Source organism: Herbaspirillum sp. GW822-FHT03A08 (assembly GCF_058801885.1).
Window position 1 is genome coordinate 237876 of sequence record NZ_JBXANR010000003.1, and the last position, 17822, is coordinate 255697.

General features: G+C 58.0%; 18 protein-coding genes. 2 read left to right on the top strand and 16 right to left on the bottom strand.

What is annotated here, in order from left to right; all coding sequences use genetic code 11:
* The first annotated feature begins 17 nt into the window (after positions 1-17).
* A complete protein-coding gene (flgL, locus tag AC1RN6_RS10265; protein WP_493005093.1) occupies positions 18-1151 on the top strand; it encodes a flagellar hook-associated protein FlgL in 1134 nt (377 codons plus the stop codon).
* 53 nt (positions 1152-1204) lie between these two features.
* Here the strand turns inward: flgL and AC1RN6_RS10270 are convergent, their stop codons facing one another.
* The 16 genes from AC1RN6_RS10270 to fliF form a co-directional block, all read right to left on the bottom strand.
* Positions 1205-2629, bottom strand: coding sequence for an efflux transporter outer membrane subunit (locus AC1RN6_RS10270; RefSeq protein WP_493005095.1), 1425 nt, complete (start codon positions 2627-2629; stop codon positions 1205-1207).
* On the bottom strand, positions 2629-4584 hold the full coding sequence (locus AC1RN6_RS10275; RefSeq protein ID WP_493005096.1) for a MacB family efflux pump subunit: 1956 nt from the start codon (positions 4582-4584) through the stop codon (positions 2629-2631). Before AC1RN6_RS10275 ends, AC1RN6_RS10270 begins: the two co-directional genes overlap by 1 nt.
* Positions 4585-4596: 12 nt before the next feature.
* Positions 4597-5811 (bottom strand): efflux RND transporter periplasmic adaptor subunit, encoded by a 1215-nt coding sequence (locus tag AC1RN6_RS10280; protein ID WP_493005098.1) that lies wholly within the window; start codon positions 5809-5811, stop codon positions 4597-4599.
* A 138-nt stretch (positions 5812-5949) separates the two neighbouring features.
* On the bottom strand, positions 5950-6753 hold the full coding sequence (gene fliR, locus AC1RN6_RS10285; RefSeq protein WP_493005099.1) for a flagellar biosynthetic protein FliR: 804 nt from the start codon (positions 6751-6753) through the stop codon (positions 5950-5952).
* Between the two features lie 42 nt (positions 6754-6795).
* Positions 6796-7065, bottom strand: a complete 270-nt coding sequence (gene fliQ / locus AC1RN6_RS10290; protein WP_493005100.1) for a flagellar biosynthesis protein FliQ — start codon at positions 7063-7065, stop codon at positions 6796-6798.
* Positions 7066-7074: 9 nt separating this feature from the next.
* Positions 7075-7842 carry a flagellar type III secretion system pore protein FliP gene (gene fliP, locus AC1RN6_RS10295; RefSeq protein ID WP_493005102.1) on the bottom strand — a complete coding sequence of 256 codons (768 nt, stop codon included), beginning with the start codon at positions 7840-7842 and terminating at the stop codon, positions 7075-7077.
* Positions 7829-8287, bottom strand: a complete 459-nt coding sequence (gene fliO, locus AC1RN6_RS10300; RefSeq protein WP_493005104.1) for a flagellar biosynthetic protein FliO — start codon at positions 8285-8287, stop codon at positions 7829-7831. Before fliO ends, fliP begins: the two co-directional genes overlap by 14 nt.
* The gene (fliN, locus tag AC1RN6_RS10305; RefSeq protein ID WP_493005106.1) at positions 8284-8730 is read right to left on the bottom strand and encodes a flagellar motor switch protein FliN; all 447 of its coding nucleotides are present in this window, start codon (positions 8728-8730) and stop codon (positions 8284-8286) included. Before fliN ends, fliO begins: the two co-directional genes overlap by 4 nt.
* Entirely contained in the window at positions 8723-9736 is a 1014-nt protein-coding gene (gene fliM, locus AC1RN6_RS10310; RefSeq protein WP_493005107.1) for a flagellar motor switch protein FliM, read from the bottom strand. Before fliM ends, fliN begins: the two co-directional genes overlap by 8 nt.
* Positions 9737-9740: 4 nt before the next feature.
* Positions 9741-10262, bottom strand: a complete 522-nt coding sequence (gene fliL, locus AC1RN6_RS10315; RefSeq protein WP_493005108.1) for a flagellar basal body-associated protein FliL — start codon at positions 10260-10262, stop codon at positions 9741-9743.
* A 148-nt stretch (positions 10263-10410) separates the two neighbouring features.
* On the bottom strand, positions 10411-11655 hold the full coding sequence (locus tag AC1RN6_RS10320) for a flagellar hook-length control protein FliK (protein WP_493005110.1): 1245 nt from the start codon (positions 11653-11655) through the stop codon (positions 10411-10413).
* Between the two features lie 38 nt (positions 11656-11693).
* Positions 11694-12134 (bottom strand): flagellar export protein FliJ, encoded by a 441-nt coding sequence (fliJ, locus tag AC1RN6_RS10325; protein ID WP_050476036.1) that lies wholly within the window; start codon positions 12132-12134, stop codon positions 11694-11696.
* A 37-nt stretch (positions 12135-12171) separates the two neighbouring features.
* On the bottom strand, positions 12172-13575 hold the full coding sequence (gene fliI, locus AC1RN6_RS10330; protein WP_493005112.1) for a flagellar protein export ATPase FliI: 1404 nt from the start codon (positions 13573-13575) through the stop codon (positions 12172-12174).
* 42 nt (positions 13576-13617) lie between these two features.
* Positions 13618-14316: a flagellar assembly protein FliH gene (fliH, locus tag AC1RN6_RS10335; RefSeq protein ID WP_493005114.1), complete on the bottom strand. Its 699-nt coding sequence runs from the start codon at positions 14314-14316 to the stop codon at positions 13618-13620.
* A 77-nt stretch (positions 14317-14393) separates the two neighbouring features.
* Positions 14394-15389, bottom strand: a complete 996-nt coding sequence (gene fliG, locus AC1RN6_RS10340) for a flagellar motor switch protein FliG (protein ID WP_007882580.1) — start codon at positions 15387-15389, stop codon at positions 14394-14396.
* Entirely contained in the window at positions 15382-17151 is a 1770-nt protein-coding gene (gene fliF / locus AC1RN6_RS10345; RefSeq protein WP_493005116.1) for a flagellar basal-body MS-ring/collar protein FliF, read from the bottom strand. Before fliF ends, fliG begins: the two co-directional genes overlap by 8 nt.
* Before the next feature lie 268 nt (positions 17152-17419).
* On the opposite strand from fliF, the gene fliE reads away from it, so the two are divergent.
* A complete protein-coding gene (gene fliE, locus AC1RN6_RS10350; protein ID WP_493005881.1) occupies positions 17420-17770 on the top strand; it encodes a flagellar hook-basal body complex protein FliE in 351 nt (116 codons plus the stop codon).
* The last annotated feature ends 52 nt before the right edge of the window (positions 17771-17822 follow it).

The following is a 17822-nucleotide window of genomic DNA, read 5'->3' on the forward strand; positions in this document are numbered from 1 at the left end:
TTTGAAGGAAAATTAAAATGCGTATCAGCACCACGATGCTTTACCAGTTGAGCAATAACGACCTGACCAGCATGCAGGGTTCGATATTGAAGCTCACCCAGCAAATCAACGGACAGCAGACCGTCCTGCTGCCGTCGGATGATCCGATCGCGGCGGCGCGCGCGTTGGATCTGGCGCAGACACAAGCGCTGAACACGCAGTTTGCGACCAACCGCAACAACGCCAACAGCTCGTTGGCGACCGTGAGCAATGCGCTGACCAGCGTGACTGACATGATGTCCAAACTCAAATCGGACATCATCGAAGCCGGCAATGCGTCGTTCTCCAATGACGAACGCGCCAACATGGCAACGGAACTGAAGGGCAATCTGAACGAGATGCTTGGTTTTGCCAACTCGACCGATGGTCTGGGCAATTACGTGTTCGGCGGTTACAAGAGCGGCGCCGCGCCTTTCTCCTTCGATGACTCGGGCAACATCGTCTACAACGGCGATCAGGGCGCGCAAACGCTGCAGGTCGGTGCGACGCGCCAGATGGAAGTCAGCGTCTCGGGACAATCGGTATTTCAGGGTAATGGCGTGGATACCTTCAAGATGATGCAAAACATGATCACCTTGTTGTCCGTTCCTACCACCGAAGCAGCAAACAATGCCGATACTCAGGCTGCCAACACGTTTGAATATCCGTCGGGTTCAGGCCAGTTCCCGATTCAGGCTTACAAAACTGCACAAGCTGCACTGGACGCGGCCCAGCCGACTGATCCCAACTACGCAACGCTGCTGACTCAGGCTGCCAACGCCAAATTGGCGTCCGACAAGGCCGACGCAGCGCGCACGCCAATTCCCGGCAGCCAGGCTGCACTGACCCGTAGTCTGAATTCGTTCCAGGCGTCGATCAGTTCGCAGATGAGCAATATCGAAGCTGCAACGGCATCGGTTGGTGCGCGTCAGAATGAGCTGGATAACCTCGATGCGCAGGGCAAAGTACTGGATCAGCAATACACGCAGACGACCAACGATTTGCTGGGCCGTAACCTGAGCGACACGACTGCGTTGGTTAGCCAATTGGCGCTTCAGCAGCAATATCTGCAGGCTGCACAAAAAGTGTTTGTGTCGACTACCAGCCTGACGCTGTTGAACTACCTCAAGTAATTCTCTCTGCCGGGTGAGCCTGCGTTCACCCGGCATCTCGTTTTCTTTTCCCTCTATTCGCTTCTTGACGGCATTGCCGCAAGCTTGTCTTCGCTGTGCATGTCGCCACCCAGCGCCTGATACAGCGTCATCTGGTTGTTCAGCCGGTTAAGCCGGTTCTGCGCCAGCGACACTTCAGCGGTACGGCGTTTTTCCTGCGCATCCAGCCAGTCTTTCAACGCCACATAGCCGGTACGGTAACGCAGCTCATAGAGGCGCTCCGTTTTCTGCGCGGCTTGCAGATTCTTTTCCAACAGCGCGCCTTGAGTCGCATATTGCTCGCGTGCCGACAGTGCGTTCTCTACATCTGCCAGCGCGGTGTAAAGCGTCTGGCGGAACGCTACGACAGCGTTTTCGTAATCCGCCTGCGAAGACTTGATGTTCAGCTGCGTCTGATTCCACTGCAAGAACGGCAGCACCAGTCCTGCACCGAGCGTACCTATGGGGTTCAGCACGACATTGCGCAGGTCCTGGCTGCTGCCTCCTGCCGCCGCAGTGAGTGTCAGGCTGGGGTAGTAGCTGGCGCGGGTGTAATCGACGGTAGCGAGCGATTCGCGCAGGCGCAGCTCTGCCGCGCGCAAATCCGGCCGGCGTCCGAGGAGATCGGCGGGTAACCCTGCCTGCAGTTGTGGCAGGGCTTGCTCAGGCAGGCGTTGCGCTAACGGAAAACTTTTCCCCGGCGGTCCGTCGAAGAGCAGAGCGAGTGAATTGGCGGCTTCCACTTGTTGCTGCAGGAGTTCGGTATGCGTGGACTGCTGTGTGGACAGATTCTGTTCCGCCTCAAGTACTTCCAGCGACGACACTGCGCCGGCCTGGTACTGCGTGCGCACCAGCGCGAGCGTTTTTTCGGCGTAGGCAATGCTCTCCAGGCTCAGCGCAGTGCGTTGATTCAGGTAGGCGCTTTGCCAATACAGATTGGCGGTTGTGCCGATCAGGCTCAGGGCTGTACTTTCACGATCTTGCTCGGTGGCCAGCGCTTCCCATCTCTTGGCATCGTACTGGCTACCCAGCTTGCCCCAGAGATCTGCTTCATAGCTCAGCGTTACCCCCGTTGAACTCGACTTGTAGCTGCTGCGATCATTGCGGAGATAGCGGTTGTACGTCGTCGAGGTGCTGGAACTCAGTGCCGGCAAACGTTCGTCGGCGGCGATGCCGGCCTGCAATTGCGCGCGGCGGACTTTGATGGTGGCGGCAGCGAGATCGTTATTGCGGCGCAGGGCTTCGTCGATCAGGTGATCCAGATTGGCGTCGCCGAAATGCTGCCACCATTTGCCGCCATCGACTTCCGCCCGGCCGTCACCGTGGCTCCAGGTTGCAGGGATGGCAGTCCTGGGTGCGGTATAAGGTGTCTGTATCAGCGATCCACAGCCGCTCAACAGGCTGACGGAGAAAAGGATAGCCGCCAGGGCGGCGGGGCGAAGGGTAAAGTGTTTCTTCATTATTCTCTCGACAGTGCATCGACCGGATCCAGCTGTGCGGCATTGCGCGCGGGGAGGAAGCCGAACACGACGCCGATCAGGGTGGAACACACGAAGGCGGAGACGATGGAGGTCGTCGAATAGACCATCGTGAAATTTTTGCTGAAGCTGGCGAACAGCACGCCGAACGACAAGGCCAGCAAGACGCCGAGCAGACCGCCGGACAAGCACACCAGCACCGCTTCGATCAGGAACTGTTTCATGATGTCGCTCTGGCGCGCGCCGACCGCCATGCGCACGCCGATTTCACGCGTGCGCTCGGTGACCGAGACCAGCATGATGTTCATCACGCCGATGCCGCCGACGATGAGGGAGATGACGGCGATCATCGATACCAGCAGGGTCAGCGTCGCCGTCGTTTTTTCGATGGTCTGGCGGATGCTGTCGGTGTTGAAGACGTAGAAGTCCTTGGTGCGATGGCGCAAGGTCATCAGCTTCACGATGCCCTGCTCCGCAGCGGAGGAGGCGACGCTGTCGCTGATGCGCACCGTGATGCCTTTCAGATAGTTTTGTCCGAGGAGGCGGCTCATGGCTGTGGTGTAGGGCACCCAGACGTTGAGGCTGTCGTTGTTGCCGAAACCGCTTTCCTGCTTCTTGGTGACGCCGATGATGCGGCAGGGAACGCTGCCGAGAAAAATCACTTCGCCGATCGGATTGGCGTTGTCGGCAAACAGTTTTTTGCGTGTATTGGCGTCGATGACGACTTCTTGCGCACGCGACGCAACGCCGTCGCCGTCAAAGCTTTGCCCCTCTGTGATGGCGAGTCCGCGCACGCGGAAGTATTGTTCGCCTACACCGCTGATCTGCGCATTGACCGAGACATTCCGATAGCGCACCGAGGATGTGGTCGATACGCTCGGCGTGACGCTGTCGACATAGACCTGCTGCGCCAGCGCATCGGCATCGGCCGGCACCAGCGTGCGTATCGCCGACGCCTTCATGTCGCCGAAGTCGCTGCCGGGAAAGACATCGATGGTGTTGGTGCCCATGGCGCTGATGTCTTTGAGGATGCGTTCGCGCGAGCCTGCGCCGAGCGCTACCACCGATACCACCGAGGCAATGCCGATGATGATGCCCAGCATGGTCAGGAAGGTGCGCAGACGATGTGCATTCATCGCCAGCAGCGACATGTGAAAAGCTTCAGACAAGCGATCCATGCCTGCACGCCATGGACTCACCGTCGGTGTAGTTTTCGACGTCAACTGGGATGGCGTTGGCGGTGCAGCGGCGTCCTTGCGGCGGTCGCCGACGATGACGCCGTCACTGATTTCGATGATGCGCTGCGCGTGCTCTGCGACTTGCATATCGTGCGTGACGATGATGATGGTATGGCCTTCGGCGTGCAGCTCCTTGAGGATGTTGATGACTTCGTGACCGCTATGGGTATCGAGAGCACCGGTCGGTTCATCGGCGAGGATGACCTGGCCGCCGTTCATCAAGGCGCGCGCGATACTCACGCGCTGCTGTTGTCCGCCAGAGAGCTGACCGGGCTTATGTTGCATGCGGTCAGCCAGACCCAGGCGTTGCAGCAGCCCGGCGGCACGCGCGTGACGGCTGTTGCGTTCCTTACCGGCATAGATCGCGGGGATTTCGACATTGCCCAGTGCCGTGAGGTCCGGCAGCAGATGGTAGCGCTGGAAGATGAATCCGAAATGCTCGCGGCGCAGTTCCGCCAGGTCGTCAGGACTGAGCTTGCCGGTTTCGCGGCCGGCAACGATATAGCTGCCCTGCGTCGGTTTATCCAGGCAGCCGAGAATGTTCATCAACGTCGATTTTCCCGAGCCGGATGCGCCCACGATCGCCAGCATTTCGCCGGCATCAATGGTGAGATTGATGTCGTTGAGGACAGTGATGGTCTGCTCGCCGGCGGGAAACTCGCGATACAGATTTCGCAGTTCAAGTAAGGGTGTATTCATGCGTCCACCCGATTACATCATCGGCGGCGGACCGCGGTGTGTGCTGGCTGCGACGGTGCTAACGCCATTGCTGTTGCCGATAACGACACGCTCGCCGGCGTTCAGACCTTCCGTGATTTGTACGCTGGCATTGGTGTTGATGCCGATGCGCACCTTGCGCGGTGCTGCGATGCCTTTGGCATCGAGCACGCGCACGGTATAACGGCCGTCTGCGTCGCGTTCACCCAAGGCCGTGGAGGGAATGACGATGGCGTTGCGTGCTTCCGCCAGCACGACGTAGACCTGTGTGGTCATGGAAATGCGCAGTTTGCCGTCCGGGTTGGGAACATCCAGTAAGCCGTTGTAATAGATCGCGGTTGACGTGGTGCTGCTGGTGGTCGACGAGGTTGATGTGGTCGAGGTGTCATCCTGCAAGATCGAGTCGGGCGCCGGCTCGATGGAGCGCAGGGTGGTGGTGTAGCGTTTGTCGGGTTCGCCGAGGATGGTGAAATAGACCGATTGTCCGGTTTTGACGCGAGTAACGTCAGCTTCCGAAATCTGCGCCTTGATGGTCACGGTGTCCATGCGCGCCACTTTGATGATGGTGGGGGTACTCTGGTTGGCGTTGACGGTCTGGCCTTCCTGGGCAACGATGGCGACGACGGTACCGTCGATCGGCGCCGTGATCCTGGTGTAACCGAGCGTCACGCGTGCTGTATCGACGGAGATCTTGCCTTTGTCGATCTGCGCCTTGAGTGCGGCGATGTCGGCTTTGGTGGTGTTGAGCGTGGCTTCTGCGGTCTCATAGTTCTCGCGTGAGCTGGCATCCTGGGACAGCATTTGCTGTTGACGTTGATAGGCCAGTTGGGCCTGCTTCAGCGTTGCTTCCTTCGCGCTCAGCTGAGCGCGCGTGTCTTCCAGTTCGGCTTCGGCGGTTTTCAGCGCGTTTTCTTGTGTGAGCGCGTCGATCTCGGCGACCAGCTGGCCTTTTTTGACCTGATCACCGAGGGCGACCTTGAGCGACTTGATCTGACCTGAAGCCTGGGCGCCGACACTCACTTGCTTGAACGCTTTGATGGTGCCGCTGGCAAGGACGGTATCTTGAATGTCGCGCCGCTCGGCGGTGGCGGTCAGATAGTCGGGCGCTACCGTCGAGGGGAAAAAAACCAGCCTGGCGAAAGCCAGTAGCGCGATGACAGGAACAGCAATGAGGGTGTATCTGAGGATTTTTTTTCGAGGGATATTCATGCGTCAAGACAGTTGATAGATACCGGGAAAATGGCGGCAGGCGGTCCCGATATGGAGGCGAGGAGTAAGTGTGCCTCCGATCGCGCCCCTTAACTGTAAAGATGCGTAAAGTGGATGTAAGTTCGCTGTAAAAGCCGGTCAGCGTTTCGGCATGGGCGGAATGGTCGCCATACCGCCCAGCATGCGTACCGTTTCAACGGTGTCATTGAGGAAATGTTGCATCGGCGTGAGCATGTATGGCAAGCATACGGCAATGAGCACGAAGCCGACCACCATCGTGATGGGGAAGCCGATCCCGAACAGATTGAGCTGCGGCGCGGCGCGCGTGAGGATACCTAATGCGACGTTGGTGATCAGCAAGGCGACCAGCATTGGCAGGGCCAGCTGCAGACCCATGCTGAAGATGCGTGTGCCGGACAGGGCGAGATAGTGGAATCCTTCGGCAGTAATCGGCGCTGCTGTAATGGGAAGGGTATGGAAGCTGTCTGCCATCACCGCAACGAGGACCAGATGTCCGTTGATACTCAGGAACACCAGCGTGCCCAGTAGTGAAAATAACTGGCTGATGGCAGAAGTGCGGCCTTGCGATTGCGGGTCGAAGAACACGGCGAAGCCCAGGCCCATGGTGTTACTGGTCAGTTCGCCGGCCATTTCGATGGCGGCAAAGACCAGGCGCACCGCGAATCCCATGGCAAGGCCGATCAGCAACTGTTGCAGCAGGATCATCAGGCCCATGATCGACATCGGATCAAGCGCAGGCGGTATGGGAACGTCTGGAGCGATGACCAGCGATATCATGACGCCCAGCAGAATCTTGACCAGCATCGGCACGCTGGCGCTGCCGAACGGCGGCGCGATCGAGAGCAGCCCGAGGATGCGGGTCAGAGGCCAGATAAAGGAGGCAACCCAGATCGCGAGCTGGTCGCTGGTGAAGTTGATCATGTTTTGTCGGATTGCCGTCGTGACACGCAATCGTCGCCGATGTTACTGCAGCATTGCCGGAATACCGGTGAACATCAGGCGCATATAATCCAGCATGACGCTGATCATCCACGGGCCTGCAATGATCAGCGCCAGGAACACGCCGACCAGTTTGGGAATGAACGACAGCGTGGCTTCATTGATTTGTGTAGCCGCCTGAAAAATACTCACCAGCAGACCGATGATCAGTGCGGTCAACAACATCGGCGCGGCGATCATCAGGGTGATTTCCATGGCATGGCGGCCAAGGGACATTACGCTTTCAGGAGTCATGATCGAACCTTAGTAAAAACTTTCCGCCAGCGAGCCGATCAGCAACTGCCAACCGTCGACAAGCACAAACAGCATCAGCTTGAAAGGCAGCGACACAATCGCCGGAGACATCATCATCATCCCCATCGACATCAGGATACTGGCGACCACCATGTCGATAATCAGGAAGGGAATGAAGATCGCAAAACTGATCTGGAATGCGGTCTTGAGTTCGCTGGTGATGAAGGCCGGAATCAGCAGACGCAGCGGCACGTCTTCAGGGCCTTGCAGGTCAGGGCTGTGCGACAGCTTGACGTACAGCGCCAGATCGGACTGGCGCGTTTGCTTGAGCATGAATTCTTTGAGCGGACTCGCGCCTTTTTCCATCGCATCGATCATGGAAATCTTGTTTTCCGAGAACGGCTGATAAGCATCGACGTAGATCTTGTCGAACACAGGTCCCATGACGAACAACGTCAGGAACAAGGCCAGGCCAACCAGCACCTGTGTCGGTGGCGTCGACTGGGTGCCGAGCGCCTGGCGCAGCAGCGACAGCACGATGACGATGCGGGTGAAGCTGGTCATCATCAGCAAGGCGGCCGGAATGAACGACAGCGACGTGAGGAACAGCATCGTCTGGATGCTGAGATTGTAGGTCTGACCGCCGCCGGCGGACGGCGTTGCGGTAAAGGCCGGCAATCCCTGTGCCGACGCCGCAAGGGGCAGGCAAAGCAACAGGACCGGCAACAGGCGCAGCCAGGAAGGTGAGCGCGCCAGGAATGTTCTAACTGCTGCCATTACGCTTATCGATAGTTTGTTTGAGCCAGGAGGCGAAGTTGGCGGACGCCGTTGGCGCTGCCGCAGCAACATGCTCCTGACGCGGCATGGTGGCCAAGGTGTTGACGCGTCCGGGAGCAACACCGACCACGATCCACTGGTCGGCGACTTCAACGACGATAACGCGCTCGCGCGTGCCGACGCTGACACCGCCGATAATTTTTGCTACCGCATTGCCGCCGGCGTTCGGTGCCAGTCCGCTGCGTTTGAACAGCCACGCGATACCGACCATGAGCGCGAGGACGGCGATCAGGCCCAATAGCATGGTGAAGATGCTGCCAGACGTGGAGGGAAGGGCGGCGGCCGGTTGTTGCTCAGCCGCCTGAACCGCACCGGCAGCGAGCGCTGCCGGCAGGACTGCGATAAGGCTGTAAAACGTACCAGCCAGAGTGAGGCGACGGTTCATCTATTCAGTTTGCGAATACGCTCTGCAGGCGTGATGATGTCAGTCAGGCGGATACCGAACTTGTCGTTCACGACCACCACTTCGCCCTGGGCGATCAGGCAGCCGTTGACGAGCACGTCCATCGGTTCACCGGCCATGCCGTCCAGTTCCACCACTGAACCTTGCGCCAGTTGCAGCAGGTTCTTGATGGCGATCTTGGTGCGGCCCAGCTCGACTGTCAGTTGCACCGGGATATCGAGGATGAAGTCGATATCGTTCGGTGTGTTCGTCTGCAGGTCGGCAGCACTGAGATCCTTGAAAATCGTTGCTTCAGCCGGCTTGGCGGCGAGGCCTTCTTCTTCAGGTGTCTTTTTCTGTGCTTCTTCAGCCTGTGTTTGTTCGGCCAACGCGGCGCCCCACGGATCGTCTTCCGCCGCTGTTTGGTCAACGTTGTCTTCAGCCATTCTGCTCTCCTTGAATACTTTCCGGTGTTTCGTTTTGCGTGATGGATAGCAGTTTTTCGACGCGTAATGCGTATTGACCGTTTAATTTGCCATAGCTGCATTCCATCACGGGGACGCCATCAACCTGCGCAGTGACCGGTGTTACGGTATGCAGCGGGATGACATCGCCGACCTGCATGTTCAGCAAGTCGGTAAATGTGACGCGGGCGGTGCCGAAGTTGGCGATGAGCTCCACTTCGGCAGTCTGGATCTGTTGCTTCATCAGTCGGATCCAGCGCTTGTCGACTTCCAGCGCTTCACCTTGCATGCTGCTGGTGAGCTTGTCGCGGACCGGCTCGATCATCGAGTACGGTGTGCAGATGTGAATCTCGCCGCTGACCGGACCCAGTTCGACGGTGAAGGTGGTCGAAACCACCACTTCGTTCGGGGTCGCGATGTTGGCGAACTGCGTATTCAGCTCGGAGCGGATGTACTCGAATTCAATCGGGTAGATCGGTTCCCACGATTTGGAATAGTTTTCAAAACAGATTTCCAGCACGCGCATGATGATACGTTGCTCGGTCGGTGTGAATTCACGACCTTCAATGCGGGTATGGAAGCGGCCGTCGCCGCCGAACATGTTGTCCACCAGCAGAAACACGAACTGCGGATCGAACACCACCAGACCAATGCCGCGGAACGGCTTGATGTGGACCAGGTTCAGGTTGGTCGGCACGACCAGATTGCGGATGAATTCGCTGTATTTGGCGACCTTCACCGGACCGACCGAAATTTCAGCAGTACGGTGAATGAAGTTGAACAAGCCGATGCGGAAGAGGCGGGCGAAACGCTCATTGATGATTTCGAGCGTCGGCATACGGCCGCGCACAATACGTTCTTGCGTTGCAAGATTGTAGTTGCGTACCGTACCGGGAGCTTCTTCGACGACCTTTTCTTCGTCTTCGTCTCCCGTCACTCCTCTTAGGAGTGCATCGACTTCTTCCTGAGATAGAAAGTGTTCGGCCATGATGCTACTGCTGTTGAATCACGAAAGAGGTATAAAACACGTCGGTAATTGTCGGACCTTTGCCGCCGCCGGCAAATGGTTCACCCAGTTGATCGATGATTTCATCGGTCAGGTTGCGTTTGCCTTCATTGGTCATCAATTCTGACGCTTTTTTGCTCGACAGGACCATCAGCAAACGGCTGCGGACTTGCGGCATGAAGACTTTGAGCGTTTCCGCAGTTTCTGCACTCGGCACTTGCAGCGTCAACGCGACTTGCAGGAACTGATCGCCGGTTTCTTGCTGCAGGTTGACCACAAAAGGTTCGATCACGACGAAGACAGGCACCTTGGAGGCGGCCTCTTCTTTCGGATGATCTTCTGCGCTTTTCTTGGCTTTGCTGCCCATCATCATGAAGGCGGCCGCGCCGCCGCCGACGACCAGCAGCAAGACAACCCCCAGAATGATGAAGAGCATCTTTTTCGATTTTGGTGCCGGCGCTTCTGCTTCAGCCCCCTTGGCTGCCGGTTTTGCTGCTTTTGTTGCCATCTATTTTTCCCTTTCGTGGGCGCCTACGGTGCACATAAAATTACTATCGGCAAGAATCTGCTGATATTGAATGCTGCGTCCGGACACCTGTTTCTTTTTGAATTCTGTTTAACCCGGCCAGCCAGACAGCTGGTCGCGGTTTATCTGTTTATGCAAATGTGTCCACGAGGCCCTGACCGCCTGTTGCAACCGGGCGGGGAACAATGGCAACGTTCACGTCGGCGTCATCGTTGCCGGCGCCAAAGTGCGACGAACCGGTGCTGCGCGCCTGTTGCTGACTGGCGCCTTGCTGTTGGTTCGGATTGCCGGTATTGACGGTTGCCTGGCCCAGCTGGATGCCGGCCTGATCCATCATTTCGCGCAGCTTCGGCATGGCGTTTTCAAGCGCCTGCTTGACTTCCGGCTGTGCAGTGATGAACGTGGCGTCGGCGTGCTGGTTGGTCACGTGCAGAACAACTTGCAACGGACCCAGATCCGGTGGATTCAGTGTCAGCGATGCGCTTTGTGTGCCGTTGGTAGCCATCCACAGGACTTTTTGCCCGACTGCCTGATCCCAGCCCTTGCCGCCGACTGTCGGCGCCAGGCGATCCACAGCCTGACCAGCGATAGCTGCTTGTTGGCTCACTGTGAGGGTCTGCTGTAAAGCAGGAACGACGGTCGCTGCGGTAGGCTGCGCTGTTTCGACAGGCTTGATGGCGGCTTCGGGCGTTGCCTTGGCAGCACGCGTAGCATTGGCGGCATCCTGCAGGTCGGCTTGAACAGCCTTGGTGCTGACCGGCGATTCAGCTTGTGGCTTGTCTGTCGCTGAACGAGCCTGAAAGACCGGCTTGTCCTTGCTGTCGGTGACTTCCTTGCTGTCCGACATGCTGGAGATGTCGAGCGTCTTGCCTTTGCCGTCGTCTTGTTTTTGCAGGTCGGCCAGATCTTTCTGATCTTTGGCGTTGATGACCGAGATGCCTTTTTTGCCGCCTTTTTGGCTGGCGAGGGCGTCCATGTCGGCATCGGATGTTTTCTTGCCGGCGGGTTGGACAGCGAGCTGGCCCAGATTGGCGACCAGCGCCAGCATCTGAGCCGAAGCGGCGTCGGTAGTGCTCTGGTCGTCAGCTGCCGCCTTGTCTTCGTCGCTCTTTTCGTCTGTAGACGCTGTCTTTGTGCTGTCTGCGCTGGACGTCGCGGTTGGCGCAGGCGTCGGCGTCGCAGGTTTGGTTGCGTCGGCCGTGTTGTCCTGTGTGGCGTTATTCGGCTTGCTTTGATTGTCGGTGTTGCGGTTGCTGACTTCCTTGTTCAACACCTGGTTGAAAGGAACATCGGCCGAGAACGAATCGGCTTGCGTTGCCGGGCGCGCAGAATTCTGCAAGCTTGCGACGTTGAGTATCGGCAATTGTGTGTTCATCGTTTCCGCCAGTCCTTGCTTACCGTTCTTACCGGTTATTACCGTTTGTAAAACGTGATACGCGAAGCATGTTCATCCGTCTGCTTCTGATCACGTCGACTTTCGCGCAACTGCGCAGTTTGTTTGGCGCGTGTCGCCAGCGTGCCATACGACATCCGCTTGCGTTCGCATGCCTGCCATGCCGCCCGAGCGTCTGCGACACGTTGCTGCGCATTTCTTACTACGTCTTGCTGGCCGGAAATGGCGCTGTCGATTTTTTCAATGAACAACTGAAAATTGCGATAGCTCATCGCCGTCAAACCAGATGATAAGCTTTCCTGAAAGCGCAAAGCGTAATCATCACGATATTGTTCCAAAATAACAAGTTTCTGCTGTGCTTCTTCGCTCGTGCGTACTGCCCGTCCCAAGCGCTTTGTCGCTTCGTCGGTTTCTTTGGTCGCCAATTCAATCAGCGTCTCGAGGGCAGAGGTCGTAGCCATGGTAACTTTGATTATATTTTCCGGGCTAAGTGCTCAATCACTGGAATAGAGCGGTAAGTTGCCCCAAGCTCTCGGTAACACCGGCTCTTTCCGGAATACCTTGCTGCAAGAACGCTTCAATTCGCGGCAAAAGCTGGATCGCCTGATCCAGAACCGGGTCGGTTCCGGCGGCGTAGGCGCCTACGCTGATGAGGTCGCGATTGCGTTGATAGCGGGAGTACAACTGTTTCAGCCGGCGCGTATCGCGCTGATGTTCCATGGAAGTAATGCTGTGCATGGCGCGGCTGATGGATTGTTCGATATCGATCGCGGGATAGTGTCCGGCTTCCGCCAATACGCGGTTGAGCACGATGTGGCCGTCGAGAATCGCACGTGCCGCATCGGCGATCGGATCCTGTTGATCGTCGCCTTCCGTCAGCACGGTATAGAACGCGGTAATCGAGCCGCCGCCGACGTCGCCGTTGCCGGCCCGTTCGACCAGCGCCGGCAATTTGGCAAAGACGGAAGGCGGATAACCTTTAGTCGCAGGCGGTTCACCGATGGCGAGCGCAATTTCACGCTGGGCCATGGCGTAGCGCGTCAGCGAATCCATGATCAGCAGGACGTTTTTGCCCTGGTCGCGGAAATATTCTGCAATCGCGGTGGCATAGGCGGCGCCTTGCAAACGCATCAGCGGCGGCGTATCCGCAGGGGCGGCGACCACCACCGAGCGCGCCAGTCCTTCAGCGCCGAGAATGTGTTCGATGAATTCCTTGACTTCGCGTCCCCGTTCACCGATCAGGCCGACCACGATGATGTCGGCGCTGGTGTAGCGCGCCATCATGCCGAGCAACACGCTCTTGCCGACGCCGGAACCTGCAAACAAGCCCATGCGCTGACCGCGTCCGACGGTCAGCATGCTGTTGATGGCGCGTACGCCGGTATCGAGGATATCGACAATCGGCGCGCGGCCCAGCGGGTTGGCGGCGCGGACATTGAGCGGCGCGGAATTTTCGGTATGTAGCGGGCCCAGATTGTCTAGCGGCCGACCGGCGCCGTCCAGCACGCGGCCAAGCAATTCGTCGCCGACCGGCAGACGGCGACTGTGTTCGTCAAGGCGGCGCACGTAGGCGATGGGGCCGGTGCGCGGCGGCGGTTTGACCGGCTCCACCGGATAGACGCGGGTGCCCGGCACGATGCCTTCGACATCGCTTTGCGGCATCAAAAAGAGGCGATCGTCCTGGAATCCGACGACTTCTGCTTCGATCAGGTTGCCATTCGGCAGAGGTACGGTGCAGGGACTGCCGACCGGTAATTTGAGGCCGACGGCCTCCATGACGAGACCGGCCACGCGCGTGACGCGGCCCGAAATTTGCGTTGGCTCAGTCATTCCCACCAGGCCGCTGCAATTATGCAGATAGGCCTGCCAGCGGCTGAAGTGGGAGGGCATCGGCGAGTTCATCGTTGCACCTGTGAATGAGGATTGCCGGGTGCGATCATGCTGCTACTCCAGCCAATCGAGTTGCTTGCTGAGCGATTCTGCGATACGGCGCCAGCGTGTTTGCATGGTGGCGTCGACCTGATTGGTGCCGGTTTCAATGCGGCAACCGCCGCGATCTATTTCGGGATCTTCGACGATACGCCAGCCTTGCTGGGTGAGATCGTCTTCCATGCTTTCGCGCGCGAGCGCCGCATCGGCGGGGTGCAAATACAGCAGTGCCGGCAATTGCAGGCTGGGCAGGGAATGGATGGCGCCGCTGATGGTCGGCAGGATCAACTCCGGCTTGACCTTGAGCGCGGTTTTCAACATTGCCTTGGACAAGTCCAGACCCAGGTTGAGCAGTTCCGGCGCCATGCTTTCACTGCATTGTGATACTTCGGTGCCGAAGGAAACGGCGATCTGGCGCAGATGCTGGATGGTTTCGTTGACTTCTTGCTGACCTTGTTGCAAGCCTGCCATGTAGCCTTCCTGGCGGCCTGCCTGCAATCCTTGTTGCTGGCCTTCGGCGTAACCTTCCTGGCGGGCTTGCTCGCGGATGGCGTCGAGCTCTTCCGCAGTCAGTGCCGGCGGCGGTGGCGGTTCGTCGATGAACTGTTCTTCTACCGGCGGAGGCAATTCCTCTGCTTCGTCAAAGGACGCCAGTTCCCAACGCTGATACGGCGTCATCTGTTCTTTGGGAATGATGTTGTTTCGTGATGCCATTTCAGATCCGGTAAAGCGTGGTGGTCACAATCGATGCCGCACGGCCGGGCAGGCCGCGCGCATCGGTCGTGGCGACCTTAGATGAACGCATCTTCGCCCTTCGCGCCGAGCACGATCTGGCCTTCGTCGGCCAGGCGACGAACGATTTGCAGAATGGCCTTTTGTTGCGCGTCGACTTCCGACAGGCGCACGGGGCCTTTGGATTCCAGGTCCTCGCGCATCATTTCCGCAGCACGCTGCGACATGTTGCCGAAGATCTTGTCGCGCAAGCCTTGCGATGCGCCCTTGAGCGCGACGATGAGCGATTCGGACTGAACTTCGCGCAGCAGCAGCTGGATGCCGCGACCGTCGATGTCGATGATGTTTTCGAACACGAACATTTCGTCCATGATCTTCTGCGCCATGTCTTCGTCGTAGGCGCGCAGATTGTTCATGACGGATGTCTCGTTCTCGCCCGACAAGAAGTTGAGGATTTCCGCGGCAGTGCGGATACCGCCCATTTGCTGCTTCTTCAGGCTTTCGTTGCCGGTGAGCAGTTTTGTCAGAACGTCATTCAATTCTCGCAACGCGGCCGGCTGCACGCCATCGAGGGTTGCAATACGAAGGACCACGTCATTACGCAGGCGTTCCGTGAAGTTATTCAGGATGTCGCAGGCGTGATAGCGCTCAAGGTGAACCAGGATGGTGGCGATGATCTGCGGGTGTTCGTTGCGGATCAGTTCGGCGACCGACTGCGCGTCCATCCACTTCAGGCTTTCGATACCGCTGGCGTCGCGGCCGCCCAGAATGCGGTTGAGCAGGGAAGTGGCCTTGTCGTCGCCCAGCGCCTTGGTGAGCACGCTGCGGATGTATTCGTCGGAGTCGAGGCCGAGCGAAGACGCCTGGCCGGTTTCGCCGACGAATTCGATCAATACTTCATTGATGGCTTCGAAGCTGATGTTTTTCATGGCCGACATGGCCGCGCCAAGTTTTTGCACTTCGCGCGGTCCCAGGTACTTCATGACTTCGGCGGCCTCGTCCTCGCCCAGAGCGAGCATCAGGATGGCACCTTTTTCAACGCCTTCGTTACTCATTGTTCACCCATGTCTTAATGATGCTTGCCACCAGTTTAGGATCATTCTTGGCCCATTGCTTGGCGGTCTCGAGATTTGCCTTGTAAGCGGCGCGTTCGTCGAGCTCTCCGGCCTCGCCGGAGAGGTTGACCACGGCGTCCGGATTGTCCGGGTCGTACATGGCGGCAGCAGCAGCGGCAGCTTCGGCGGCTTCGGCTTCGGCGCGGGCCTGGGCTTCTTTCTCTTCCTTGCCGGTGATCTTCCAGATGATCGGACGCAGAACACCAAAGTAGAGGTAGAGCAAGACTGCAGCCAGCAAGACGTATTTGCCGATTTCCTTGGCCAGCTGAATCATGTCCGGTTGCTTCCACAACGGCAGTTCCGGCTCGGCATCGCTACTGAATTGCGTGTTGACAACATTGAGCGAGTCGCCACGATCCTTGTTGTAGCCCATTGCCTCTTTGACCAGATCGGAGATCTGGCTGCGTTCGGCTTCGGTCAACGGCTTCATGACGATCTTGCCGGTCTGATCAACTGTACGCTTGTAATTGACCACCACCGCAACCGTCAGCCGCTTGACGCCGCCCATCGGCTGTTGAACGTAGCGGACGGTCTTGTCAACTTCGTAGTTGATTGTCGCGTCTTTGTGCGAGGTGCCGTTGGTTGTCGCTGGTTGCGCTGCAGCAGCACCTGCTGCGCCTGCCGCTGCGCCGGCAACCGGCGGATTGGTGATCGGCGCGGTGGCCGGGGCCGGCGGCTGGTTGGTCAGTGCACCAGGAATGCCGGAGGTGCTCGAACTGCCGTTTTGGGATTCGCTGCTTTGCTTGCTGCGTACGGCAGCCGTATCCGCTGTCTGATTCGGCTTGTAGGTTTCTGCGGCTTGCTCGCTGCGCGAGAAGTCGACGTCAGCCGTCGCTTCGGCACGAACGTTGCCGTTGCCGACGATAGGGGCAATGATCGATTCGACGCGCTTGACGATGTCTTGTTGCAGGTCCTGGACGTATTTCAGCTGGGTTGGGTCCAGGCTGTTGCCAGGTTGCTTGGTGGTCGTGTCGGAGAGCAGATTGCCGTTCTGGTCGACGATAGTGACGGCCTTGGGCGAGAGTTCAGGAACGCTGCTGGCTACCAGGTGGACAATGGCGCTGACTTGTTGCGGGTCGAGCATGCGGCCGGGATACAGGCTCAGGATGACCGATGCGGTCGGCTTTTGCTGATCACGGACGAAAACGGAGGCTTTAGGCAGGGCCAGGTGAATACGCGCGGCTTGCACAGCGGAAAGAGATTGGATCGAGCGCGCCAGCTCGCCTTCGAGGGCGCGCTGGAAGTTGACTTGCTCCAGGAACTGGGAAACCCCGAGTTTCTGGTTTTCCATCAGCTCAAAGCCGACATTGCCGCCCTTGGGCAAGCCTTGTGCGGCTAGTTTCAGGCGGGCATCGTGGACCATGGTTTCGGGAACCAGGATCGCGCTGCCGCCTTCGGAATACTTGTAAGGGACGTTCATCTGCTGCAACGAGGCAACAATGGCGCCACCGTCACGGTCAGAGAAGTTGGAGAACAAAACACGATATTCGGTCTTCTGGCTCCACATCCAGATGCCGATCATGAGTGCGATGACGGCCGCGGCTGCGACCATCAGCAGAACGCGACGTCCTTGTGGCGACTGTGCGTAACCGACGACGCCGCTGCGCCGCGCCTCCTGTGACGATACGTCGCCAGGAACCGCGCCTTCAGTGGCGGAAGTGTTGCCGTCGTTGGTCATCGTGCCATCGGCTGCTACCGCCATGATTTCCCCTTGCGTGTGCCGCCGAGCTTGTGGCTTTGTATGATTTGCTTCACTGCTTCCCTACCCATATAGGTTTTTTGCTTAGTGTGGATTGTCCTGCCAGAGCCGAAATTTGATCTATGGAACAGAATGGCTATTTCCCCGCTTATTGTTGCGAGTCGCGAAGGATCGCGTGGTAATCTGCCGTTGTAGAAGCGGGAAGTGTGATTGCGGTGTGCAATCATCTGTCGCGGAATTGAATTCGAAGAGGTGCAAATTGGCCGTCAGCATGATTGATACTAGCAGAATCGAAGCCATGGTGGCGCAGCTGAAGGCTGCTGCTGCCCGTGCGCAAGGTGCGCAGAGCGATGTTGCGCCCATCAATAGCATCACCGGTAGCGAAAAGCCGGCGACGCGCGTTGATTTTGCCAGCGTGTTGAAGAGCTCCCTGGATGAAGTGAGTTCTTCTCAGGACAAGGCAAGCAAGATGTCGCAGAGTTTCTCCATGGGTGACGACAACATCAACTTGTCGGATGTGATGATTGCCATGCAAAAGGCGAGTATTTCTTTTCAGACAAGTGTTCAGGTGCGCAACAAGCTGGTTTCAGCTTATCGCGACATCATGACAATGCAGGTGTAGATCAGATGGCTGGTTGAGAGGGTGGATTTTTTCTCCGCATCTTCCGCTGTAA